Genomic DNA, 21865 nt, shown 5'->3' on the forward strand with positions numbered 1-21865 from the left:
ATGGCTGTCAAGTCCAAGTCCGCCGCCCGCGCGCGTCGCCACGCACGTCTTCGCAAGAAGATCGTCGGCTCCGACGTCCGCCCGCGTCTCGTCGTCAACCGCTCCGCGCGCCACGTGTTCGTGCAGCTCGTCGACGACGCCAAGGGCCACACTGTGGCATCCGCTTCCACGCTCGAGACCGAGCTGCGCTCCTTCGACGGTGACAAGACCGCCAAGGCCCGCAAGGTCGGCGAGCTCGTCGCTGAGCGTGCGAAGGCCGCCGGCGTTTCCGAGGCAGTGTTCGACCGTGGCGGCAACCGCTACGCCGGTCGTGTCGCCGCCATCGCCGACGGCGCCCGCGAAGGGGGTCTGGCACTGTGAGTGACAACAAGGAGAACGAAGTGACCGAAACCGCTCCTGCCGAGGCTCAGGCTCAGGCCGAGCCGCAGCGCGAGCAGCGCGATAACCGCCGTGGCGGCCGCGACCGCGGCCAGAGCCGCGACCGCAACTCGCGCGACCGCGGGGACAACCAGTTCCTGGAGCGCGTCGTCACCATCAACCGCGTCTCGAAGGTCGTGAAGGGTGGTCGTCGCTTCAGCTTCACCGCACTCGTGGTCGTCGGTGACGGCAACGGTCTGGTCGGCGTCGGCTACGGCAAGGCCCGCGAGGTGCCCCTGGCGATCTCGAAGGGTGTCGAAGAGGCCAAGCGCAACTTCTTCCGCGTCCCGCGCGTCGGCTCGACCATCCCGCACCCCGTGCAGGGTGAGGCTGCCGCAGGCGTCGTCCTGCTGCGTCCGGCCGCTGCCGGTACCGGTGTCATCGCCGGTGGTCCGGTTCGCGCCGTGCTCGAGTGCGCCGGCATCCACGACGTCCTGTCGAAGTCGCTCGGCTCGTCGAACACGATCAACATCGTGCACGCCACGGTCGAGGCTCTGCAGGGTCTCGAGGAGCCGCGCGCCGTCGCCGCTCGTCGTGGTCTCGACTACGACGCCGTCGTGCCGGAGATCATCATCCGCAACGAGGCGAAGGCCGCTGCCGCCGCCGCGCAGAAGGTAGGTGCCTGATGGCTGAGCGCCTCAAGGTCACGCAGATCAAGTCCAAGGTGAGCGAGAAGCAGAACCAGCGCGACACGCTGCGTTCGCTCGGTCTCAAGCGGATCGGCGACTCGGTCGTTCGTCCCGACGACGCTCAGACCCGCGGCTACGTCCGCACCGTCGCGCACCTCGTCAAGGTTGAGGAGATCGACTAATGGCTGAGAAGAACGAAACCGTCGAGGCCACCAAGGCCCCGAAGACCGCTGCCAAGCGTCGCACTGAGCGACCGGAGGGAGCCGAAGTGAAGCCGGCTGCTGCGAAGGCCGATCCGGCCAAGGCCGCCGACAAGAAGGCTCCGGCCAAGAAGGACGCCGACGCTCCGGCTGCGCGTCCGTCGGTGCTGAAGGTGCACCACCTGCGTCCCGTCCCGGGCGCTCACACCGCGAAGACCCGTGTCGGTCGCGGTGAGGGCTCGAAGGGCAAGACCGCCGGTCGTGGAACCAAGGGCACCAAGGCGCGCAACACCGTGCGCGCCGGCTTCGAGGGTGGGCAGATGCCGCTGCACATGCGCACCCCGAAGCTGCGCGGGTTCAAGAACCCGTTCCGCGTCGAGTACCAGGTCGTGAACCTGGCCAAGCTCGCGGAGCTGTACCCCCAGGGTGGCGATGTCACCGTCAGCGACCTGGTCGCCAAGGGTGCCGTGCGCAAGAACGAGAAGGTCAAGGTCCTCGGCGACGGCGACATCTCGGTCAAGCTGACCGTGTCGGTCGACAAGGTCTCCGGCAGCGCCGAGCAGAAGATCGTCGCCGCCGGCGGTTCGATCAACTGAGCCAGAAGCTGTGAACGCTGGGAGGGGTCGGAGATTATCCGGCCCCTCCTTTGCGTTACCCTGGACTTTCGGCCGTCCTTCCACGTTCGGCAATCCCTTCAGGAGGAACGCCCTTGTTTAGCGCCATCGCGCGAATCTTCCGCACGCCTGACCTGCGGCAGAAGATCCTTTTCACCATCGGCATCATCGCTCTGTACCGTCTGGGCTCGAATGTGCCGGCTCCGTTCGTGAACTTCCCGAACGTCGAGCAGTGCCTCGCCGCCAACGCCGGCACCGACGGCCTGCTCGGACTGGTCAACCTCTTCTCCGGCGGTGCGCTGCTGCAGCTGTCGATCTTCGCCCTCGGTGTGATGCCGTACATCACCGCGACGATCATCACGCAGCTGCTCCGCGTCGTCATCCCGCACTTCGAGTCCCTCCACCAGGAGGGCCAGGCGGGCCAGAGCAAGCTCACCCAGTACACCCGCTACCTCACGATCGCACTCGCACTGCTGCAGTCCGCGACCGTGGTGACGGTGGCACGCAGCGGTCAGCTGTTCGGTCAGACCGACGTCGCCGCCTGCAACAACCTGCTGACCAACGACGTGTGGTGGGCACAGGCGCTCATCATCATCGCGATGACCGCCGGCACGGGACTCATCATGTGGATGGCCGAGCTCGTCACCGAGCGCGGCATCGGCAACGGCATGTCGCTGCTCATCTTCACCTCGATCGCCGCGACGTTCCCGTCGTCGATGTGGGCCATCTGGGAGGCGAAGGGCTTCGAGACCTTCCTGCTGGTGCTGCTCATCGGCATCGTGGTGATGTCGCTGATCGTGTACGTCGAGCAGTCGCAGCGTCGCGTGCCGGTGCAGTACGCCAAGCGCATGGTCGGCCGGCGCACCTACGGCGGCACGAACACCTACATCCCGATCAAGGTGAACATGGCGGGTGTGATCCCGATCATCTTCGCCTCGTCGCTGCTGTACGTGCCGATGCTCGTCGCGCAGTTCAACACGCCCGCTGACGGCAGCGAGCCGCCGGCGTGGGTTGCCTGGGTCCTCGCGAATCTGGCATCCGGCGACCAGCCGCTGTACATGGCCGCGTACTTCCTGCTGATCATCGGGTTCACCTACTTCTACGTCGCGATCACGTTCAACCCCGTCGAGGTCGCCGACAACATGAAGAGGTACGGCGGGTTCATCCCCGGCATCCGCGCCGGCCGTCCGACGGCGGAGTACCTCGACTACGTCATCACCCGCATCACGTTCCCCGGTTCGCTCTACCTGGGCCTCGTCGCGCTGATCCCGCTGATTGCGCTGGCGACGGTGCAGGCCAACCAGAACTTCCCGTTCGGTGGCGCCTCGATCCTGATCATCGTGGGTGTCGGTCTCGAGACGGTGAAGCAGATCGACGCGCAGCTGCAGCAGCGCCACTACGAAGGGCTCCTCCGATGACGTCTTCCGCTCGTCTTCTCATCGTCGGCCCGCAGGGCTCCGGCAAGGGCACCCAGGGCATCCGCGTCGCCGAGGCGCTGAGCATCCCCGTCGTCTCGACCGGCGACATGTTCCGCGCCAACATCAAAGAGGGCACCGAGCTGGGGCAGAAGGTCACCGCGATCCTCGACGCGGGCGACCTCGTGCCGGACGAGCTGACCAGCGAGATCGTCCGCGACCGGCTGTCGCAGGACGACGCGCAGGGCGGCTTCCTGCTCGACGGCTACCCCCGCAACACTGCCCAGGTGCACCACCTCGATGCCTTCCTCGGCGAGCAGGACGCGGCCCTCGACGCCGTCATCCTGCTCGACGTGCCGCGCGAGGAGAGCATCGCGCGCCTCAGCCTGCGTGCTGTGGAGCAGGGTCGTTCGGACGACACCGACGAGGCCATCGCGCACCGTCTCGACATCTACGAGCACGAGACCGCTCCGATCATCTCCGTGTACGAGGAGCGCGGCATCGTCGACCGTATCGACGGCGTCGGCTCCCTCGACGAGATCACCGCGCGGATCTCCGCCGCCCTCGCCGCGCGCGGCATCGGGCAGCTGGTCTGACCCTTCGATGTTCCGCAAGTCGATCTACAAGACACCGGCGCAGCTGCGCTCGATGCTCGAGCCCGGGCTGATCACCGCCGCCGCTCTCGACGCCGTCCGTCCGCTGGTGCGGGCCGGGGTCACGACCGGGCAGCTGGATGCCGCGGCCGAGCGGGCCATCCTCGATCGTGGCGCCGAGTCGAACTTCCAGCTCGTACGGGGATACCGGCACACGACGTGCATCTCGGTCAACGAGCAGGTCGTGCACGGCATCCCGGGCGATCGGGTTCTCGAGCCGGGCGACATCGTCTCGGTCGACTGCGGGGCGCAGTTCAAGGGCTGGAACGGCGACAGCGCGGTGACCTTCGTGGTGCCCGACGACACGCGCCCCGAGCTGGTGGCGCGCCGCGAGGAGCTCTCGCGCGTCACCGAGGGCTCGATGTGGGCGGGGATCGCCGCCATGGCATCCGCCTCGCACATCGGCGATCTCGGAACCGCGATCCAGGAGTACATCGAAGCGCAGGGCCCATCCGAGGTGTCGGGCGAGACGTACGGCATCCTGCGCGAGTACGTCGGCCACGGCATCGGACGCAAGATGCACGAGGCGCCCAGCGTCTTCAACTACCGCACGCCCGACGCCGGAGCCGAGATCCGCGCCGGTCTCGTGCTCGCCATCGAGCCGATGGTCACTGCCGGGGGAGAGGCGACGTTCATCGAGGACGACGACTGGACGGTCTCGACCGTCGACGGCTCCGATGGGTCGCACTGGGAGCACAGCGTCGCCCGCCACGAGGGCGGCATCTGGGTCCTCACCGCGCCCGACGGCGGGGCCGCGGGCCTCGCGCCGTTCGGCGTGGTTCCCGTTCCGATCGCGTAGCGCTCGCGCGCTCGTCGGCCCTGGTCGCGGCTTCGCGGCGCCGGCTGGGCTGAGAAACCACTTCTCGCGTGGGAAAGCATGTTCAGCGTGTGAAACCACATTCAGCGTGGGAAACCTCGTCTCAAGTGGTTTCTCGCGCTCGATATGGTTTCTCGCGCGGCCGGGCTTTGAGGCTGGCCAGCTTCGCCGGCTCGCGCGGATGCTTGAGGGGCACACCAGCCGCACGCAGCGCCGTGACGAGCGGCGCGATCTTCCAGACATCGCTCAGGTCCCAACGCGCGAAGGCATGTCCATGTCGCCGCAGCCTGTCCTCTCTGCGCTTCTCGTTTCGCAGGTGCTGCTCCGCCTTCCTCGGGTCGTCGAAGTCGTACTTCCCCCACCCGTCCGCTTCACCTATGGCGCCCACCGAGGGGAACAGGAAGTCGACGCGGTCATCTTCGCCCTCATAGTGGAACTCCCGCTGCAGCTCCGGATGCTCGAAACCGCACCAGCCGATGACAGCTCGGCTCACGCTCTCCGCCGGAGACTCCGCACGATCATCCGCGTGGTCGAATACCCAGTTCATCCGTCCGCGGCCGCGTCGGTTTCGTTGTGAGAGCCCGAGATCCCGCATCGCCCTGACGCTGGTGAACCCCTCCTGCTTGGGCGAGACGGCGGCGTCGGCGACCGCGAGCCCCTGCGCGAGGGGGAGCACACGCATAAGGTCTATGGCGGTGTCGACTGGAGAGGTCGTCAGCACGCCACGCACGTCCCCGACCGCGCGCGGGTCTGCGCCGGTGTGCACCGCGACGTCGCCGAAGCGCCGGGACGCCGAGCGGTCCGCATCGTAGACGTGGATGTCTTTGGGCTCGTTGAAGTAGGGCAGGCCGAGCAGCACGGCGGCGGACTCGAGGCACAGGACGGCGTCCGGATGCTTGCGGACGAACGCGTGAACCCGGACGGCGTATCGCTGCCAGCGGGGAAGCTTCTCGTACGCCGCGCGGTCGACGTAGATCCCGGCGCGCACGCGTGTGTACTGTCGCGCGCTGAGGCCGATGCCAAGCATCCGCGCCTCCGATGCCGTCAGGAGAGCGAGAGGAGACTGATTGATCGCTCGGCGGTCGAGGGTGATGGTCATACGACTCGAGGATGCCCGGTTGGCTCGGGCCGCGAGGACGGATCCGGCCATCTGTGGAGCGTTCGGACGGAAGTGCTGCCTGTGCAGGGTGAGTGCGGCCGGAGCAGAAACCGCTTCGTGCGTGAGAAACCCCTTCCTGCGTGAGAACCCACTTCTTGCGTGAGAAACCTCTTCCTGCGTGAGAAACCACCGCTGCGCTGGTTTCTCATGCGGGATCTGGTTTCTCGGCCTGGATCTGGTTTCTCGGGCAGGGGGGCAGGGGGAGGGGGGGGGCGGCCACCGGCAGGTGGCTCGCCGGAAGTGCGGCCGAAGGGCCCGCCGCCCACGCGTTCACATGGCAGGCATAGCGTGGGCGGGGCAGAATGGGGGCGACAATTTTGTGCTGAAGATCGGACTGTCATGGCCCACGCCCAGAGCAAGCCCAACTGGTTTGCCATCGGAATCTCCATCGCCGTCGTCGTCGTGCTGGTCGCGCTTGGCGGTGTGGTCGTGTGGCTCAACAACCAGGCGACGGATGCCGGTCCGGCGCCGAAGGGCGACCTCGTCAACTCCGAGACCGGGGCCCTCACCTTCGGCGACGGCGAGGATGTCGTCTCGACATACGTCGACTTCATGTGCCCGGCGTGCAACTCCTTCGAGCAGGCATACGGCCAGCAGCTTCAGGCGGCCGCCGCCTCGGACGACCTCACTCTCGAGATCCACCCGATCGCGATCCTCGATCACCTCTCGCAGGGAACGGACTACTCGTCGCGCTCCGCCGCCGCCATGTACTGCGTCGCCGAGAAAAACCCCGACGAGGCGCTCGACTTCCTGAACACGCTCTTCGCGAATCAGCCGGAAGAGAACTCGACCGGCCTCACCGACGATCAGCTCAAGCAGATCGCCGACGAGGTCGGCGCCGACAAGGCCGCGGACTGCATCGACGACGGCACGTTCCTGAAGTACGGGGCCGCGCAGGCGCAGGCGCACGAGATCAAGGGCACTCCGACTGTCGAGATCAACGGCAAGCGCCTCGACATCAACGAGATCAACACAGAGCTTCCGAAGGTTCTGTCCTGATCGAGGCGGGCTCCATTTGCCGCATGGGCGCCAAGGGTATATCGTAGATCTTTGGTGCCTTGTGCCTTGTTCCGGCGTGTCCGAACGGGCTGCACCACACTCATCACCCACCCACCGCAGATCGGCCGATCTGCAGAAGCGTCAGCGAGGCTATGGCTAAGAAAGACGGTGTCATCGAGATCGAGGGCGTCATTTCCGAGGCGCTGCCCAACGCGATGTTCCGCGTTGAGCTCAGCAACGGACACAAGGTGCTCGCCACGATCTCCGGAAAGATGCGGCAGAACTACATCCGCATCATCCCCGAGGACCGCGTGGTCGTGGAGCTCTCGCCCTACGACCTGACCCGCGGTCGGATCGTCTACCGCTACCGCTGATCGGTCGAGAAGTAACACCTCAGGCCTTCCGGCCTGCCCGGTGAAGACAGCGAACAGGAAACATCATGAAGGTCAACCCCAGCGTCAAGCCCATGTGCGACCACTGCCGCGTGATCCGTCGTCACGGTCGCGTCATGGTCATCTGCAAGTCGAACCCGCGTCACAAGCAGCGCCAGGGCTGAGCAGGGTCGCACCCCGCGAAATCCACAACTGAACACCCACCGTCGTAAGCGAGGCGTTTCGACTCGTCGCTCCGCTTCTCGCTCCACGACCGGGTGGGACCACAACAGGCAGCATCGGATGCCACGGCTCGTCCCTCACGGGCAGCCGCGGCGGACACCTCGGGGCGGAGGCCCGGGACCGGATGCTGCTCCACACCTCCACAACACTCCAGGAGAACCGCATGGCACGTCTTGCCGGCGTTGACATCCCGCGCGACAAGCGCGTGGTGATCGCCCTCACCTACATCTACGGCATCGGCCGCACCCGGTCCGTCGAGATCCTCCAGGCGACCGAGATCGACGAGTCGATCCGCGTCAAGGACCTCAGCGACGAGCAGCTCATCGCGCTGCGCGACCACATCGAAGGCAACTACAAGGTGGAGGGTGACCTGCGCCGCGAGGTCGCCGCAGACATCCGCCGCAAGGTCGAGATCGGCTCCTACGAGGGCCTGCGTCACCGCCGCGGCCTTCCGGTCCGCGGTCAGCGCACCAAGACCAACGCGCGTACCCGCAAGGGCCCGAAGCGCACCGTCGCCGGCAAGAAGAAGGCCCGCTAAGCGGCCAGGGAATAGGAGAACACTTTCATGGCTGCACCCAAGGCCGCCGCGCGCAAGCCGCGCCGCAAGGAAAAGAAGAACATCGCGCTGGGCCAGGCCCACATCAAGTCGACGTTCAACAACACCATCGTCTCGATCACCGACCCGTCCGGCGCTGTCATCAGCTGGGCCTCGTCGGGTGGCGTGGGCTTCAAGGGCTCGCGCAAGTCGACGCCGTACGCCGCCGGCATGGCCGCGGAGTCCGCTGCCCGCCAGGCAGCAGAGCACGGCGTCAAGAAGGTCGACGTCTTCGTGAAGGGTCCGGGCTCGGGCCGCGAGACCGCGATCCGCTCGCTGCAGGCCGCCGGCCTCGAGGTGGGGTCCATCCAGGACGTCACGCCTCAGGCGCACAACGGCTGCCGCCCGCCGAAGCGCCGCCGCGTCTGATCTCGCGCATTCGCCTCACTGGACCTTCGGCAGGCTCAGGGACCCAGGAGCAGAGCTCAGGGACCCAAAAGCACGGCTCGGGATCCAGTGAGGCGGACTCGCCCCCAGATTCCCCACAACTTCAGACCTCACCCCACACATGTCATATAGCGGGCATGTGATCGAAAGGAACACATAGTGCTCATCGCACAGCGTCCCACTCTCACCGAGGAGAAGATCTCCGAGAACCGCAGCCGGTTCGTCATCGAGCCGCTGGAGCCCGGTTTCGGATACACGATCGGCAACGCGCTGCGTCGCAGCCTGCTCTCGTCGATCCCCGGCGCATCGGTCACCACCATTCGCATCGACGGCGTGCTGCACGAGTTCAGCACGATCCCCGGTGTGAAGGAGGACGTCACCGAGATCATCCTCAACATCAAGCAGCTGGTCGTCTCCAGCGAGCGCGACGAGCCCATCACCGCGTACCTGCGCAAGACGGGCTCCGGCGAGGTCACCGCGGCCGACATCTCCGCTCCGGCGGGTGTCGAGGTGCACAACCCCGACCTGGTCATCGCGACGCTCAACGACACGGCTCGCTTCGAGCTCGAGCTGACCATCGAGCGCGGCCGCGGCTACGTCTCGGCAGCTCAGAACCGCAACGAGTACGCAGAGGCCGGCCAGATCCCGGTCGACTCGATCTACTCGCCGGTGCTCAAGGTCAGCTACCGCGTCGATGCCACCCGTGCCGGTGAGCGCACCGACTTCGACAAGCTCGTGCTGGACGTCGAGACCAAGTCGTCGATCCTCCCGCGCGACGCGGTCGCATCCGCAGCCAAGACCCTCACCGAGCTGTTCGGCCTCGCCCGCGAGCTGAACGTCGAGGCCGAGGGCATCGAGATCGGCCCCGCGCCGGTCGAGGCTGTGCTCTCCAGCGAGCTCTCCATGCCGATCGAGGACCTCGATCTGTCGGTGCGCTCGTACAACTGCCTCAAGCGCGAGGGCATCAACACCGTCTCGGAGCTGGTCGCCCTTTCCGAGACGCAGCTGATGAACATCCGCAATTTCGGACAGAAGTCGGTCGACGAGGTGCGCGACAAGCTCGTCTCGCTCGGTCTGTCGCTGAAGGATTCGGTGCCCGGTTTCGACGGCGCCCACTTCTACAGCGCAGGCGAAGACGAGTCCTTCTGAAACCCGACATCTTTCTGACCAGGAGCTAGACGATTATGCCCAAGCCCACCAAGGGTCCCCGCCTCGGAGGCGGCCCCGCACACGAGCGCCTTCTTCTCGCGAACCTCGCGGCCGCGCTCTTCACCCACAAGTCGATCAAGACGACCGAGACCAAGGCGAAGCGCCTGCGTCCGCTCGCCGAGCGCCTGATCACGCTCGGCAAGCGCGGCGACCTGCACGCCCGCCGTCGTGCTCTCACCGTGCTGCGCTCCAACAAGGACGCCGCGCACGTGCTGTTCAACGAGATCGCGCCGCTGGTCGCCGACCGTCAGGGTGGCTACACCCGCATCACGAAGGTCGGCAACCGCAAGGGTGACAACGCCCCCATGGCCGTGATCGAGCTCGTCCTCGAGCCCGTCACCCCGAAGCGCAAGGCTGCGAAGCCGGTCGCCAAGACCGAGGCTCCCCAGGCCGAGAAGGTCGAGGAGGCTCCCGTCGAGGAGACCACCGAGGCTCCGGTCGACGCCGCTGAGGAGACCACCGAGGCTCCCGCCGAGGAGAAGGCTGAGTAAGCTCTCCCTCCGCATCGAAGAAGCCCGCCGCCCCTTCCGGGGTGGCGGGCTTCTTCGCGTCCCGCCGGTGCCGGGCAGGGCGCGTCAGGCGCCCTGACGCGCTCGCAGGTCCTTGCGCAGGATCTTGCCGGATGCGGATTTCGGGATGCTCTCGATGAGCTCCACCTGCCGCACCTTCTCGTGCGGGGCCACCTTCGACGCCACGAACGTCATGACGTCCTCGGCGGTGAGCGTCGCATCCTTCTGCGTCACGATGAACGCCTTCGGCACCTCCTGGCCGTCCTCGTCGTTCGCGCCGATCACGGCCGCGTCGGCGATCAGCGGATGCTCGAGCAGCACCGCCTCGAGCACCGCCGGCGCCACCTGGTACCCCTTGTACTTGATCAGCTCCTTCAGGCGGTCGACGATCCGGAACGTCCCGTCGGATGCCGTCGTCGCGATGTCTCCGGTGCGCAGCCATCCGTCGGCATCCAGCATCTCCGCGGTGGCATCCGGCCGGTTCAGGTAGCCGACCATGACCTGGGGTCCGCGCACCCACAGCTCGCCGGGAGCGCTGTCGCCCTCTGCGGGGACGTCGACATCGGCGCCGGTCTCGGGGTCGACGAGTCGCGCCTCGGTGTTCGGCACCAGTGGTCCGATCGACGACTTGTCGATCTCGGGATGCCCAGCCGGGATCAGGTTCACGGCGGGGCTGGTCTCGGTCATCCCGTACCCCTGCACCACCTCGCAGCCGAGGCGCGCCGCGACCGCGGCCGCCAGCGACCCATCGAGGGGAGCCGCCCCCGAGAAGATCACCTTGATCGCCGACAGGTCGTACTGGTCGACGATCGGATGCTTGGCCAGGGCGACCGCGATGGGCGGCGCCACGAACACCCAGGTGGTGCGGTGCTCGGAGATGATGCGCAGGAACTCGAGAAGGTCGAACTTCGGCATGGTGACGAGCCCGGCCCGCTGCCGGAGGGCGAAGTTCAGCAGAACGGTCATGCCGTAGATGTGGAAGAAGGGCAGCACGGCGAGCAGGCGATCGGTGTGGTCGACATCCAGCAGCGGACGACACTGGGCCACGTTGGCGACGAGGTTGCGGTGCGTGAGCATCACGCCCTTCGGGTGCCCTGTCGTGCCTGACGAATAGGGCAGCACGGCGAGGTGCGTGGCGGGGTCGAACGTCACGTCGGGTGCAGCATGCCCCTCGCTCAGCAGGTCGCGCAGGCTGGGATGGCCGTCTGCGCCGTCGAGCACGATGAGGTGGTCGTCGGCGATGCCGCGCTGCCCGGCGGCCGCCTTCGCGCCGGCGAGCAGCGGCGACACCGTCACCAGCCACTCGGCGCCCGCGTCGTCGAGCTGGTTGGCGATCTCGTCGGCCGTGTAGAGGGAGTTGATCGTGGTGGCGGTGGCTCCGGCGCGCAGGATGCCGTGGAACACCGTCGCGAAGGCCGGGACGTTCGGGCAGAGCACACCCACCCGGTCGCCGATCGCGATGCCCCGTGCGGCGAGCGCGCCGGCGAACAGTTCGATCTGCCCGACCAGCTGCCGGTAGGTCGTCTCAGCGCCGGTTGTGCCGTCGACGATCGCGACGGTGTCGAGCGTCGCGTCATCGAGGTCGGAGAACAGGTAGTCGTAGATCGACACGGCCGGGATCTCGACGTCGGGCAGAGGGCTGCGAAGCATGTGATCTCCTTCGATCAGAGCGGGCGGCTTCTGGGCGTCAGTCTCGCACGGGTTGAGACACGGTCTCAATGGTGCGGTACCGGGTGCCCGGGCGGCCCTTGGTCGAGTAGTCCAGTGTGCGCACTGCGCGCCCCGTGCTCGCGAGGTGCTCGAGGTAGCGGCGTGCACTCACCCTCGACATCCCGAGCACTTCGCCGAGCTCGGCTGCGGAGGCGTCGGGGTTCTCACTCAGCGCGACGCAGACGCGATTCAGCGTCTCGGCGCTGAGCCCCTTGGGGAGGCCGGCGCGGCGACGGAACGCGATGATCGCATCGGCCGCCTCGACCCGGCGCACGACATCATGCAGTTCGGTGTGATCGCGCAGCAGCAGGGTGGCATCCACCGACTCGCCATCGACGCGCGCACCGGTGCCGCGAGCAACCAGCACATGACTGCCGACGATCACCGGACGACCGGCGTCCTCCCCGTCGCGGAGCACGACGAGCAGCTCGTCGTCGAGGACGTCCGCCGCCCGCGCGCCGGTCAGATCGCCGGCATCCGTGCCCAGCAGACGAGCGGCGGCGTCGTTGGCCAGGGTGATCGTGCCGGAGGCATCGACCGTGATGACACCCTCACTGAGGCCGTGCAGCGTCGTCTCCTGGTTGCGCACGAGGGCGGTGATCTCGTGCGGCTCGAGCAGGTGGATGCGCCGGCGGATCACCGCAGTGACCCATGCCGAGCCGAAGATGCCCAGCACGACCGCCACCAGCATCGCCCCGATGATCCACGTGAGATTGCCGACGAACTCTCCCGTGCCCTGCGACTCGAGGATGCCCACCGATACCGTGCCGATCACCTCGGAGCCGTCGAAGACGGGCACCTTCACTCGCCACGACGGGCCGAGCGTCCCGGTCTGCGTGCCCATGTAGATCTCGCCGGAGAGCGGCACCGACGCATCCGTCGACACCTTCTGGCCGATCCGCTCGGGGTTTGGATGCGAGAACCGGATGCCGTCGGCGTCGGCCACCACGACATAGGTGAGCTCGGATGCGCGGCGGATGGTCTCGGCGAGAGGCTGCACGGTCGCCGATGGATCCGCATCGTCGAACGCCTCGCGCACCACGGGCATCGACGCGATCGACTGCGCCACCGCCAGCATGCGGTCCTCATAGGCGTCGCGCACGGTGTGCGCCTGAATGACCCCCGCCGTCACCCCGGCGATCAGAGTCACCACTGAGACGATCAGCGCCTGCAGCAGGATCAGCTGCACGCGCAGCGTCATCCCGCTGTGCGTCATCTGCGACGCGCGCATCATCTTCGAGGCCACCAGACCATTCTCCTCGCGCCGGCGAGCAGGGGAACAGCCCGTCACCGCGCGTCCGAGACCAATACTTTCGAAAGCCCGACCAATGATTTCAGAAGCAGATCCGGCGTGGGCGCGGTGCCTACGGTTGCCCCATCCCTACACGCTCAAGGAGGAGCGCATGAAGAAGTCACGCTCAGCTCTCATCGCCATCGCCGCTGCGGCCGCACTGGCTCTCACCGGGTGCTCGTCGCAGAACGCGGCACCGGCATCCGACTCCGACGCGAAGGGCGACGCATCGTCCTTCACGGACGTCTCGCTCATCGTCCCAGCCGACCCGGGTGGCGGATGGGACCAGACCGGTCGTTCGATGTCGAAGGTGCTCACCGATGGTGACATCGTCGGATCGGCCGCGGTCAGCAACGTCGGCGGGGCCGGCGGCACAGTCGGCCTCGCGCAGCTCGCGAACCAGAAGGATCCGGCGACGCTCATGGTCATGGGCCTGGTGATGGTCGGCGCGATCGAGACCAACTCCTCGAACGTCCGCCTCGAGGACACCACTCCCATCGCGCGCCTCACCGACGAGCCTCTCGTGGTCGTCGTGCCGGAGAACTCGAAGTACGACACGCTCGAGGATCTCGTCGAGGACATCGCAGACAGAGGCCAGGAGATCACGGTGACCGGCGGCTCGGCGGGCGGCGCCGACCACATCCTCGCGGGCCTGCTGCTCGAGGAAGCCGGTGTCTCTGGCACCGACATCCCCTCGAAGCTGAACTACACGCCCAACTCCGGCGGCGGCGAGGCTGTCTCGCTGCTCGTCGGCAACAAGGTCGCCGCGGGCATCTCGGGAGTCGGCGAGTTCCTGCAGTACATCGAAGACGGATCGATGCGCGCGCTCGCCGTCTCGTCGGCGGAGCCGGTCGATTCGCTCCCCGAGGTGCCCACCATCACCGACGGGGGCTACGACGTCGTCCTGACCAACTGGCGCGGTGTGGTCGCACCGGGCGGCATCTCAGACGCCGACCGCGACGAGCTGGAGCGCATCGTGACCGAGATGCACGAGTCGGAGGCGTGGACGTCGGAGCTCAAGACGAAGGGCTGGACGGATGCCTTCCTCGCCGGCGACGAGTTCGACGCGTTCCTCGAGGAGAACATCGCAGAGGTCACCGGGACGCTCGAGAACATCGGGCTGATCTGACATGAACACCCCGTTCCTCGGGGCGACTGAGCGGGCCGAGGAGACTCGGCCCGCTCAGCGGGTTCCCCTCGGTGAATTCGTCTTCGCGCTGCTCATGCTCGCCCTCGGCGCGTTCGCGCTCATCGGGGCCTTCTCGATCCACGTTCCCGTCGGCGTGAAGGTCGGCCCCACGATCTTCCCGATCTTCGTCTCCATCGTCCTGCTCGCCTCTGCAGCCGCCGTGCTCGTCTCGGTGCTGCGCGGCAACCGCGCGGAGCTCGAAGAGGGCGAGGACATCGATCCCGATGCCCGGACCGACTGGCTCACGCTGGCGAAGATCGTGGGAGCGGTCGTCGCGCACCTTCTGCTCATCGATGTCATCGGGTGGGCGCCGGCGGCCACGCTGCTGTTCGGCATCGTCGCGTGGTCGCTGGGCGCCAAGCGCTGGTGGCTCGCCTTCATCATCGGCTTGGCGCTGAGCCTCGTCGTGCAGATCGTCTTCGGCGGGCTGATGGGGCTGTCGCTGCCCTGGGGTCCGGCACTCGGCTGGCTGGGAGGAATGTTCTGATGGACAGCTGGACTCTTCTTCTCGAGGGCTTCGCGACCGCACTGCAGCCGCAGTATCTCGTCTTCGCGTTCTTCGGCGTCCTGATCGGCACGGCCGTCGGTGTGCTGCCGGGCATCGGCCCGGCGATGACCGTCGCCCTGCTGCTGCCGCTGACCTACACGCTCGATCCGACGGCGGCGCTGATCACCTTCGCGGGCATCTACTACGGCGGGATGTACGGCGGCTCCACCACCAGCATCCTGCTCAACACCCCCGGCGAGTCCGCCTCGATCGTCACCGCGATCGAGGGCAACAAAATGGCCAAGCTCGGCCGGGGAGCCGCGGCGCTGGCGACAGCGGCTATCGGCTCCTTCATCGCCGGCACCATCGCGACGGTGGGCCTCACACTGCTCGCACCGGTGCTGGCGCAGTTCGCGGTGAACCTCGGTCCCGCAGACTACGTGGCGCTCATCGTCATCGCGTTCGTCACCGTCGGCGCCCTGATCGGCAGCTCCGTACCGCGCGGCATGACCTCGCTCGGTGTCGGGCTCTTCCTGGGCCTCGTCGGCACCGACACGCTCACGGCGCAGCAGCGCTACACGCTGGGACTGCTGCCCCTGTCCGACGGGATCGACATCGTGCTCGTCGCGGTCGGCCTGTTCGCCGTGGGGGAGACGCTGTACATCGCAGCTCGCCTGCGACAAGGTGGCATCGACGTCATCCCGGTCACCGGCGGGTGGCGCAGCTGGATGACGAAGGACGACTGGAAGCGCTCGTGGAAACCGTGGCTGCGCGGCACCGCGATCGGCTTCCCCATCGGCACGATCCCCGCGGGCGGCGCGGATGTGGCGACCTTCCTCTCGTACGCCACCGAGCGCAAGCTGTCGAAGCAGAAGAAGGAGTTCGGCCACGGTGCGATCGAGGGCGTGGCGGGCCCGGAGTCGGCGAACAACGCGGCGGCGGCTGGCGTGCTCGTGCCGCTGCTGACCCTGGGGCTGCCGACCACGGCGACCGCGGCGATCATCCTCGTCGCATTCCAGGCGTACGGTCTGCAGCCCGGACCGCAGCTGTTCCAGAGTCAGCCCGCTCTGGTGTGGGCGCTGGTGGCCAGCCTGTACCTCGGCAACGTCATCCTCATCGTGCTCAACCTCCCTCTCGTGGGGATGTGGGTGAAGCTGCTGCAGATCCCCCGGCCGTATCTCTACGCGGGCATCCTGCTGTTCGCCGCCTTCGGGGCGTATGCGCTGAACTTCGCCGTCGTCGACATCCTGATCCTCGTGATCATCGGTGTGCTCGGCTACTTCATGCGGCGCTACGGGTATCCGGTCGCTCCGCTCGTCGTCGGCATGATCCTCGGGCCGATGGGCGAGGAGTACCTGCGCAAGGCTCTGCAGCTGAGCCAGGGCGATCTGTCGACCCTGGTGGCGCAGCCGTTCGCAGCCACCGCGTACGCGGTGCTCGCCGCACTGGTCGTGGGGGGACTGTGGCTGCGACGGCGGCAGCGGCGCTACGAGCAGGCGCTCACCGAGTCGATCGCCGTGCCGATCAAGGCTGATCAGGAGGTCTGAGCAGAGCCGACCCGATGCCCGGGAGGGCATCGATGAGGAGCGCGGGGCCACCGGCGATAGTCTGAACTGCGTGAACGCGAAGCACCAGGCCATCACCCGGGGGCCCCGCGCCTACCTCTCCTTCATCGCCATCGGCCTCACCGCGGGTCTTCTCTCGGGGCTCTTCGGCGTCGGAGGAGGCACGGTCATCGTGCCGCTGCTGGTGGTGCTGCTCAGCTTCGGTCAGCGCATCTCCGCCGGCACGTCGCTGGCGGCCATCGTCCCGACCGCGAGTGTCGGCGTGATCTCGTACGCGATGTCGGGTTCGGTCGCGTGGATTCCCGCGCTCATCCTGGCAGCCGGCGCGGTCGTGGGTGCGCAGATAGGCTCGCGCCTGCTGCCGCGGGTGTCTCAGACCGCGCTGCGCTGGGGATTCGTCGCCTTCCTGCTCGTCGTGATCGTCAGCCTGTTCCTCGTCATCCCCTCGCGCGCCGCCGAGTTCGAGCTCGGCTGGCTCAACGGCCTCGCGCTGATCGCCGTGGGCGTGTTCACGGGCGTCATCGCGGGCCTGATCGGCGTCGGCGGCGGAGTGATCATCGTCCCGGTGCTGATGCTCGGATTCGGCACGAGCGATCTCGTCGCGAAGGGCACCTCCCTGCTGATGATGATCCCGACGGCTGTCTCCGGGACGATCGGCAACCTCCGTCACCGCAACGTCGACCTGATCGCGGCCGCACTGATCGGGGTTTCGGCCTGCACGACCACGGCGCTCGGCGCCTGGCTCGCGACGTTGATGGACCCGCTCCTGGGCAACGTCCTCTTCGCCGCCTACCTCGTGGTGATCGCCGTGCAGATGACGCTGAAGGCTCTTCGGTCGCGCGAGCGCTGAGGCGTTTGCACGGCCCGGCGGGCAGGATGTGCTCAGCGCTCGCCGGGTAGGATCGACGGGTGCCCGTGAACAGTGAACTGGTCGGCAGGGAGTTCCCGCCGACGGCCCCGTACCTCGTCGGCCGCGAGAAGGTGCGCGAGTTCGCCCGCGCCGTCTTCGCCGACGCCCCGCAGCACCTCGACGTCGAGGCGGCTCGCGCCGCGGGCTACTCCGATCTCGTCGCTCCGCCCACCTTCCCGATGGTCATCCAGGACCTCACGCTGCAGCAGCTGCTCTCCGAGCCCGACTCCGGCATCGTCCTGGCGCGCACGATCCACGCCGAGCAGCGGTTCCAGTACACGCGGCCGATCGTGGCCGGCGACGAGCTCACCGCTCGGCTGGCGGTCACGGGCATCCGCTCGCTGGGCGGCAACGCGATGATCACGAGCGAGGCGAGCCTCACCGACGCCTCAGGTGAGCATGTCGTCACCGCTGTCAGCGTGCTGCTGGTCGGCTCCGACAGCGAAGGGGAGGCCGCGTGATGGCGGAGTTCACCGTCGGCGATGTCATCGCCGAGCGCACGCTGCACCTCACCCGCGAATCCCTCGTCCGCTACGCCGGGGCATCCGGCGACTTCAACCCGATCCACTACCGCGACGACGTGGCCGTCGCCGTCGGGCTTCCCGGCGTGCTCGCGCACGGGATGCTGACCATGGGCCTCGCCTCGTCGGTCGTGCTCTCGGCTCTTCCGGCCGACACGCGCGTGGTCGACTACGGCGTCCGCTTCACCAAGCCGGTCCTCGTCGACGCCGAGACGGGCGCCGATGTGCACGTCTTCGCGAAGGTCGGCGCGGTCGACGAGACCACGGCGCGCATCGACCTCACCGTGAAGGCGGCCGAGGCGACCGTGCTCGTGAAGGCCCAGCTGCGGGTCGCGCTCTGACATGGCATCCGCCGACGTGACCGAGATCACCCCCGTCGCCCTGCGCGAGCTCACCACCCTGCGCACCGGCGCCGCTCCGCAGCGGATGCTCGAGGCAGGCACCCGCGAGCAGCTGCTCTCCGCGCTGCAGGACGCCTGGTCCACCGGCGACGACTGGTTCGTGCTGGGTGGCGGGTCGAACCTGTTCATCGGCGACGCGCCCTTCGAGGGCACCGTCATCCGCGTGCTCACCGAGGGCCTCGAAGAGCTCCCCTCGCCGCATGACGGCCGCATCCGCCTGCGCGTGCAGGCCGGACACAGCTGGGATGCCCTGGTCGCGTACGCCGTCGAACGCGGCTACGCCGGCATCGAGGCGATGAGCGGCATCCCGGGCACCGTCGGCGCCGCGCCCGTGCAGAACGTGGGGGCGTACGGTCAGGAGATCCAGGAGACGCTCGTCGAGGTCGAGCTCATCGACGAGCACGAGGACGCCCCGGTGGTGCTCCCCGCGGCGGATCTGGAACTCGGCTTCCGCACCTCGGTGCTCAAGCACCACTACGGCGAGGCAGAGGGCCGCCGCGCTGTCATCCTCTCGGTGACGCTCGACCTCGCCGTCACCGGCGATGCGGGGCGGGTGGTGCGCGGTGAGCAGCTGCGCCGAGCGCTGGGTCTCGAGGACTACGAGCCCGTTCCGCTCGCGTGGGTGCGCTCGCGGATCCTCGAGACGAGGGCCGCCAAGGGCATGCTGCTCGACGCCGACGACTCCGACACGTGGAGCGCCGGGTCGTTCTTCCAGAACGCGATCGTTCCCGAGCCGGTCGCGCGGACGCTGCCGCCGGAGTGCCCCCGCTGGCCCGTCGAGCCCGACCTCGACTCGGTCACCGTCATCCCGCTGGACTCGTACTACGGCCTCACGCCGCGTGAGGACAAGCCGATCGGGATGGTCAAGGTCAGCGCCGCCTGGCTGATCGAGAACTCGGGCATCCGCAAGGGCTTCCGTCTGCCGCAGTCGCGCGCGGGACTCTCGACCAAGCACGCGCTCGCGCTCACGAACCGTGGCGGGGCGAGCGCCGCCGAGCTGAGCGAGCTGGCCCGGTTCATCCAGAGCCGGGTGCACTCCGAGTTCGGTCTGCTGCTGCAGCCGGAGCCGGTGCTCGTCGGCGTCGACCTGTAGACGCTCGTCGACCGCCACGGCGTGCCCTGGCTGATCGGGCACAAGCGCTGACGCCGATAGGCCTCACACATCGGCGCCCCCTCTGAGCATCGGCGCCCCCTCTGAATCGCGTAGATCAGAGGGGGCGCCGACGACAGGAGGGGGCGTGGACGGATGAGCGGCCGGACGTCAGGCCGAGAACAGGCGCTGCAGGCGCTGCACGCCCTCCAGCAGCTGGTCATCTCCCAGGGCGTACGACAGGCGCAGGTAGCCGGACGGTCCGAAGGCCTCGCCGGGCACGACCGCGACCTCGGCCTCATCGAGGATGAAGTCGGCGAGCTCGAGCGAGGTCATCGGGGTCACCGTGCTGCCGTCGCGGCGAGTCCAGGTGCGACCGAGCAGACCCTGTACGTCGGGGTACACGTAGAACGCGCCGGTCGGGGTGGGCACCACCATGCCGTCGATCTTCGACAGCTCTGCCACGATGAGCCGGCGACGGCGGTCGAAGGCCTCGCGCATCTTCTCGGCCTCGTCCTGCGGACCGTTCAGAGCGGCGATCGCGCCGCGCTGGGCGACGTTGTTGACGTTGCTCGACAGGTGCGACTGCAGGTTGGCGGCGACCTTGATGGCATCCGCCGGTCCCACCATCCAGCCGACCCGCCACCCGGTCATCGCGTAGGTCTTCGCGACGCCGTTGACGAGGATGGTCTGGTTCGCGATGGCGGGCAGCGCCTCGACGATCGAGGTGGCCTTGACCCCCTCATACGTGAGGTTCTGGTAGATCTCATCGCTGATCACCCAGATGCCGTGCTCGAGGGCCCACTCGGCGATCGCCTTCGTCTCCTCGGCCGTGTAGACCGAGCCGGTCGGGTTCGACGGCGAGACGAACACGAGCACGGTGGTGCGCTCGGTGCGCGCGGCCTCGAGCTGCTCGACGGTGACCTTGTACTCCTGGTCAGCGCCGGCGAAGACCTCGACCGGCACGCCATCGGCCAGCTGGATCGCCTCGGGATACGTGGTCCAGTACGGCGCGGGCAGCAGCACCTCGTCGCCCGGGTTCACGACCGCCTGGAAGGCCTGATACACCGACTGCTTGCCGCCGTTGGTGACGATGACCTGCGACGGCGCGACCTCGAGACCCGAGTCGCGCAGCGTCTTCGCGGCGATCGCCTCGCGCAGCTCGGGAAGACCCGCAGCGGGGGTGTAGCGGTAGTTGGCCGGATCAGCGAGAGCCTTCGCCGCCGCATCGACGATGAACTGCGGCGTCGCGAAGTCGGGCTCGCCGGCGGCGTACGAGATCACGGGCTTGCCCTCGGCCTTGAGGGCCTTGGCCTTGGCATCCACCTTCAGCGTGGCGGACTCGGCGATGGCGGACAGTTTGCTAGAGAGGGGGGCGCGTTCGGTCACGACTCCGATCGTACTCGGGCGACCGTCGCGACGACACCGGCCCGAACCCTCTGCTGCGGTCGGCTCAGCCGACGTCGCACTGGCAGAAGTCGGCGAAGCGGCGGGTCGGATGCTGTGGATCGGTGATGTCGACGATCGCATCCGCATCCGTGTTCGCCATCTCGCCACCGGCGGCGAGCCAGATGCTCGAGTGCCACATCCACCGGGTGCGCTCGGCGAGCAGCGACGTGTCGCCGCAGACGATGGTCACGGCGTCCACTCCGGCATCCCGCATCGGCGCGACCACCTCGCTTCGCAGTTCGCTCTCGCCGCGACCACCCTGAGCGACGACGCCAGTGACGACGCCCTGCGTGCGCAGAGCCGCCGCGAGCATGTCGGCGAAGTCGGCGGAGCGCGCGGGGTCCGTCGCAGCGACGGCCAGCAGTCGTGCGCCTCGGCTGTAGTTGTGCAGGAACTCGCGCGCCAGGTCGTCCTGCGGCGTCCGTGATCCGATGGTGGTCCCGCTCATGCGACCAGGGTACGCCCGCGCGGTGCCGTGCGGGCCGGATCAGCGTTCGACGAGCACACCGTCCTCGTCGGCGTACAGACGCGCGCCGGGGCGGAAGACCACGCCGCCGAACTCGACGACGACGTCGGCCTCACCGGTGCCCTGCTTGCCGCTCTTGCGCGGGTTGGTGCCGAGCGCCTTCACTCCCAGCGGCATCCGTCCGATGGCGACGCTGTCGCGGATGCAGCCGTGGATGACGACGCCCGCCCAGCCGCTGTCGATCGCGAGCTGCGCGATCATGTCGCCCATCAGCGCGGTGCCGTAGGAGCCGTCGCCGTCGACGACGAGCACGGCGCCCTCGCCGGGGGAGGAGAGAACCGACTTCAGCAGCGCGTTGTCCTGGAAGCAGCGGACAGTGCGGACCGGACCCTCGAAGGAGGTGAACCCTCCGAACGAGCGCAGCTGCAGGGGCAGCGACTGCAGGTCGTCGCCGTGCACGTCGTAGAGGTCGGCGGTGGAGGTCATGGTCAGATCCTATGAGGTGGGGGAATGGGGGCGGATGCGCTTCGACAGGCTCAGCGTCCCATTTTGGGACCCTGAGCCCGTCG

At 68.0% G+C, this 21865-nt stretch carries 27 protein-coding genes; 21 read left to right on the forward strand and 6 right to left on the reverse strand.

Annotated features, from left to right (window positions below; all coding sequences use genetic code 11):
- The 7 genes from rplR (at position 1) to map (ending at position 4727) form a co-directional block, all read left to right on the forward strand.
- Positions 1-360, forward strand: a complete 360-nt coding sequence (gene rplR / locus ACIPV2_RS11945) for a 50S ribosomal protein L18 (protein ID WP_101188495.1) — start codon at positions 1-3, stop codon at positions 358-360.
- The gene (gene rpsE, locus ACIPV2_RS11950) at positions 357-1043 is read left to right on the forward strand and encodes a 30S ribosomal protein S5 (RefSeq protein ID WP_101188496.1); all 687 of its coding nucleotides are present in this window, start codon (positions 357-359) and stop codon (positions 1041-1043) included. Before rplR ends, rpsE begins: the two co-directional genes overlap by 4 nt.
- Positions 1043-1228, forward strand: coding sequence for a 50S ribosomal protein L30 (gene rpmD / locus ACIPV2_RS11955; RefSeq protein ID WP_193596799.1), 186 nt, complete (start codon positions 1043-1045; stop codon positions 1226-1228). The genes rpsE and rpmD overlap by 1 nt, the downstream gene beginning before the upstream one ends.
- A complete protein-coding gene (gene rplO, locus ACIPV2_RS11960; protein ID WP_400841521.1) occupies positions 1228-1842 on the forward strand; it encodes a 50S ribosomal protein L15 in 615 nt (204 codons plus the stop codon). The genes rpmD and rplO overlap by 1 nt, the downstream gene beginning before the upstream one ends.
- Positions 1843-1955: 113 nt before the next feature.
- Positions 1956-3278 (forward strand): preprotein translocase subunit SecY, encoded by a 1323-nt coding sequence (gene secY / locus ACIPV2_RS11965; protein WP_101188498.1) that lies wholly within the window; start codon positions 1956-1958, stop codon positions 3276-3278.
- Positions 3275-3871: an adenylate kinase gene (locus ACIPV2_RS11970; protein ID WP_400841523.1), complete on the forward strand. Its 597-nt coding sequence runs from the start codon at positions 3275-3277 to the stop codon at positions 3869-3871. Before secY ends, ACIPV2_RS11970 begins: the two co-directional genes overlap by 4 nt.
- A 7-nt stretch (positions 3872-3878) precedes the next feature.
- Positions 3879-4727, forward strand: coding sequence for a type I methionyl aminopeptidase (map, locus tag ACIPV2_RS11975; RefSeq protein WP_400841525.1), 849 nt, complete (start codon positions 3879-3881; stop codon positions 4725-4727).
- 121 nt (positions 4728-4848) lie between these two features.
- On the opposite strand, the gene ACIPV2_RS11980 is transcribed toward map, so the two are convergent.
- Positions 4849-5895, reverse strand: coding sequence for a hypothetical protein (locus tag ACIPV2_RS11980; protein ID WP_400841527.1), 1047 nt, complete (start codon positions 5893-5895; stop codon positions 4849-4851).
- Between the two features lie 348 nt (positions 5896-6243).
- Between ACIPV2_RS11980 and ACIPV2_RS11985 the strand changes: the two genes are divergently transcribed.
- The 7 genes from ACIPV2_RS11985 (at position 6244) to rplQ (ending at position 10199) form a co-directional block, all read left to right on the forward strand.
- A complete protein-coding gene (locus ACIPV2_RS11985) occupies positions 6244-6903 on the forward strand; it encodes a DsbA family protein (RefSeq protein ID WP_400841529.1) in 660 nt (219 codons plus the stop codon).
- Positions 6904-7055: 152 nt separating this feature from the next.
- The gene (gene infA, locus ACIPV2_RS11990) at positions 7056-7277 is read left to right on the forward strand and encodes a translation initiation factor IF-1 (RefSeq protein ID WP_017201569.1); all 222 of its coding nucleotides are present in this window, start codon (positions 7056-7058) and stop codon (positions 7275-7277) included.
- A gap of 65 nt (positions 7278-7342) precedes the next feature.
- Positions 7343-7459, forward strand: coding sequence for a 50S ribosomal protein L36 (gene rpmJ, locus ACIPV2_RS11995; protein WP_101188503.1), 117 nt, complete (start codon positions 7343-7345; stop codon positions 7457-7459).
- A 221-nt stretch (positions 7460-7680) separates the two neighbouring features.
- A complete protein-coding gene (rpsM, locus tag ACIPV2_RS12000) occupies positions 7681-8055 on the forward strand; it encodes a 30S ribosomal protein S13 (RefSeq protein WP_101188504.1) in 375 nt (124 codons plus the stop codon).
- Positions 8056-8082: 27 nt separating this feature from the next.
- Positions 8083-8481: a 30S ribosomal protein S11 gene (gene rpsK, locus ACIPV2_RS12005; protein WP_071644012.1), complete on the forward strand. Its 399-nt coding sequence runs from the start codon at positions 8083-8085 to the stop codon at positions 8479-8481.
- A gap of 177 nt (positions 8482-8658) precedes the next feature.
- Positions 8659-9648, forward strand: a complete 990-nt coding sequence (locus ACIPV2_RS12010; RefSeq protein WP_101188505.1) for a DNA-directed RNA polymerase subunit alpha — start codon at positions 8659-8661, stop codon at positions 9646-9648.
- Between the two features lie 35 nt (positions 9649-9683).
- Complete coding sequence (rplQ, locus tag ACIPV2_RS12015; RefSeq protein ID WP_400841533.1) at positions 9684-10199, forward strand: 50S ribosomal protein L17; 516 nt, start codon at positions 9684-9686, stop codon at positions 10197-10199.
- An 84-nt stretch (positions 10200-10283) separates the two neighbouring features.
- Here rplQ and ACIPV2_RS12020 read toward each other — a convergent pair whose 3' ends face one another.
- Together ACIPV2_RS12020 and ACIPV2_RS12025 are read right to left on the reverse strand one after the other, a co-directional pair.
- Positions 10284-11867 carry an AMP-binding protein gene (locus ACIPV2_RS12020; protein ID WP_400841535.1) on the reverse strand — a complete coding sequence of 528 codons (1584 nt, stop codon included), beginning with the start codon at positions 11865-11867 and terminating at the stop codon, positions 10284-10286.
- Positions 11868-11904: 37 nt separating this feature from the next.
- Complete coding sequence (locus tag ACIPV2_RS12025) at positions 11905-13173, reverse strand: PAS domain-containing protein (RefSeq protein WP_400841537.1); 1269 nt, start codon at positions 13171-13173, stop codon at positions 11905-11907.
- A 157-nt stretch (positions 13174-13330) separates the two neighbouring features.
- On the opposite strand from ACIPV2_RS12025, the gene ACIPV2_RS12030 reads away from it, so the two are divergent.
- From ACIPV2_RS12030 to ACIPV2_RS12060, 7 genes are all read left to right on the forward strand, one after another.
- Positions 13331-14347, forward strand: a complete 1017-nt coding sequence (locus tag ACIPV2_RS12030) for a Bug family tripartite tricarboxylate transporter substrate binding protein (RefSeq protein WP_400841539.1) — start codon at positions 13331-13333, stop codon at positions 14345-14347.
- 1 nt (position 14348) lies between these two features.
- A complete protein-coding gene (locus tag ACIPV2_RS12035; protein ID WP_400841541.1) occupies positions 14349-14894 on the forward strand; it encodes a tripartite tricarboxylate transporter TctB family protein in 546 nt (181 codons plus the stop codon).
- Complete coding sequence (locus ACIPV2_RS12040) at positions 14894-16441, forward strand: tripartite tricarboxylate transporter permease (protein WP_400841543.1); 1548 nt, start codon at positions 14894-14896, stop codon at positions 16439-16441. Before ACIPV2_RS12035 ends, ACIPV2_RS12040 begins: the two co-directional genes overlap by 1 nt.
- A gap of 70 nt (positions 16442-16511) precedes the next feature.
- Positions 16512-17309: a sulfite exporter TauE/SafE family protein gene (locus ACIPV2_RS12045; protein WP_400841545.1), complete on the forward strand. Its 798-nt coding sequence runs from the start codon at positions 16512-16514 to the stop codon at positions 17307-17309.
- Between the two features lie 59 nt (positions 17310-17368).
- On the forward strand, positions 17369-17830 hold the full coding sequence (locus ACIPV2_RS12050; protein WP_400841546.1) for a MaoC family dehydratase N-terminal domain-containing protein: 462 nt from the start codon (positions 17369-17371) through the stop codon (positions 17828-17830).
- Entirely contained in the window at positions 17830-18231 is a 402-nt protein-coding gene (locus ACIPV2_RS12055; protein WP_400841548.1) for a MaoC/PaaZ C-terminal domain-containing protein, read from the forward strand. Before ACIPV2_RS12050 ends, ACIPV2_RS12055 begins: the two co-directional genes overlap by 1 nt.
- Before the next feature lie 16 nt (positions 18232-18247).
- Complete coding sequence (locus tag ACIPV2_RS12060; protein ID WP_400841822.1) at positions 18248-19384, forward strand: UDP-N-acetylmuramate dehydrogenase; 1137 nt, start codon at positions 18248-18250, stop codon at positions 19382-19384.
- Between the two features lie 168 nt (positions 19385-19552).
- Here the strand turns inward: ACIPV2_RS12060 and ACIPV2_RS12065 are convergent, their stop codons facing one another.
- From ACIPV2_RS12065 to rraA, 3 genes are all read right to left on the reverse strand, one after another.
- The gene (locus tag ACIPV2_RS12065) at positions 19553-20770 is read right to left on the reverse strand and encodes a pyridoxal phosphate-dependent aminotransferase (RefSeq protein WP_400841550.1); all 1218 of its coding nucleotides are present in this window, start codon (positions 20768-20770) and stop codon (positions 19553-19555) included.
- 64 nt (positions 20771-20834) lie between these two features.
- On the reverse strand, positions 20835-21278 hold the full coding sequence (locus ACIPV2_RS12070) for a hypothetical protein (protein WP_400841552.1): 444 nt from the start codon (positions 21276-21278) through the stop codon (positions 20835-20837).
- A 39-nt stretch (positions 21279-21317) separates the two neighbouring features.
- Positions 21318-21782, reverse strand: a complete 465-nt coding sequence (gene rraA / locus ACIPV2_RS12075; protein WP_400841554.1) for a ribonuclease E activity regulator RraA — start codon at positions 21780-21782, stop codon at positions 21318-21320.
- Positions 21783-21865: the final 83 nt, after the last annotated feature.

Source organism: Microbacterium sp. NPDC089987 (assembly GCF_044748505.1).
Taxonomy (GTDB): Bacteria; Actinomycetota; Actinomycetes; order Actinomycetales; family Microbacteriaceae; genus Microbacterium.

Coding starts and splice junctions, on each gene's coding strand:
- ACIPV2_RS12040 (WP_400841543.1), top strand. CDS start 14,894: ATGGACAGCTGGACTCTTCTTCTCGAGGGCTTCGCGACCGCACTGCAG.
- ACIPV2_RS12035 (WP_400841541.1), top strand. CDS start 14,349: ATGAACACCCCGTTCCTCGGGGCGACTGAGCGGGCCGAGGAGACTCGG.
- infA (WP_017201569.1), top strand. CDS start 7,056: ATGGCTAAGAAAGACGGTGTCATCGAGATCGAGGGCGTCATTTCCGAG.
- ACIPV2_RS12020 (WP_400841535.1), bottom strand. CDS start 11,867: ATGCTTCGCAGCCCTCTGCCCGACGTCGAGATCCCGGCCGTGTCGATC.
- rpsK (WP_071644012.1), top strand. CDS start 8,083: ATGGCTGCACCCAAGGCCGCCGCGCGCAAGCCGCGCCGCAAGGAAAAG.
- ACIPV2_RS12070 (WP_400841552.1), bottom strand. CDS start 21,278: ATGAGCGGGACCACCATCGGATCACGGACGCCGCAGGACGACCTGGCG.
- map (WP_400841525.1), top strand. CDS start 3,879: ATGTTCCGCAAGTCGATCTACAAGACACCGGCGCAGCTGCGCTCGATG.
- ACIPV2_RS12030 (WP_400841539.1), top strand. CDS start 13,331: ATGAAGAAGTCACGCTCAGCTCTCATCGCCATCGCCGCTGCGGCCGCA.
- rpsM (WP_101188504.1), top strand. CDS start 7,681: ATGGCACGTCTTGCCGGCGTTGACATCCCGCGCGACAAGCGCGTGGTG.
- rplR (WP_101188495.1), top strand. CDS start 1: ATGGCTGTCAAGTCCAAGTCCGCCGCCCGCGCGCGTCGCCACGCACGT.
- rpmD (WP_193596799.1), top strand. CDS start 1,043: ATGGCTGAGCGCCTCAAGGTCACGCAGATCAAGTCCAAGGTGAGCGAG.
- rpmJ (WP_101188503.1), top strand. CDS start 7,343: ATGAAGGTCAACCCCAGCGTCAAGCCCATGTGCGACCACTGCCGCGTG.
- ACIPV2_RS11970 (WP_400841523.1), top strand. CDS start 3,275: ATGACGTCTTCCGCTCGTCTTCTCATCGTCGGCCCGCAGGGCTCCGGC.
- ACIPV2_RS11980 (WP_400841527.1), bottom strand. CDS start 5,895: ATGGCCGGATCCGTCCTCGCGGCCCGAGCCAACCGGGCATCCTCGAGT.
- rraA (WP_400841554.1), bottom strand. CDS start 21,782: ATGACCTCCACCGCCGACCTCTACGACGTGCACGGCGACGACCTGCAG.
- rplQ (WP_400841533.1), top strand. CDS start 9,684: ATGCCCAAGCCCACCAAGGGTCCCCGCCTCGGAGGCGGCCCCGCACAC.
- ACIPV2_RS11985 (WP_400841529.1), top strand. CDS start 6,244: ATGGCCCACGCCCAGAGCAAGCCCAACTGGTTTGCCATCGGAATCTCC.
- ACIPV2_RS12055 (WP_400841548.1), top strand. CDS start 17,830: ATGGCGGAGTTCACCGTCGGCGATGTCATCGCCGAGCGCACGCTGCAC.
- rplO (WP_400841521.1), top strand. CDS start 1,228: ATGGCTGAGAAGAACGAAACCGTCGAGGCCACCAAGGCCCCGAAGACC.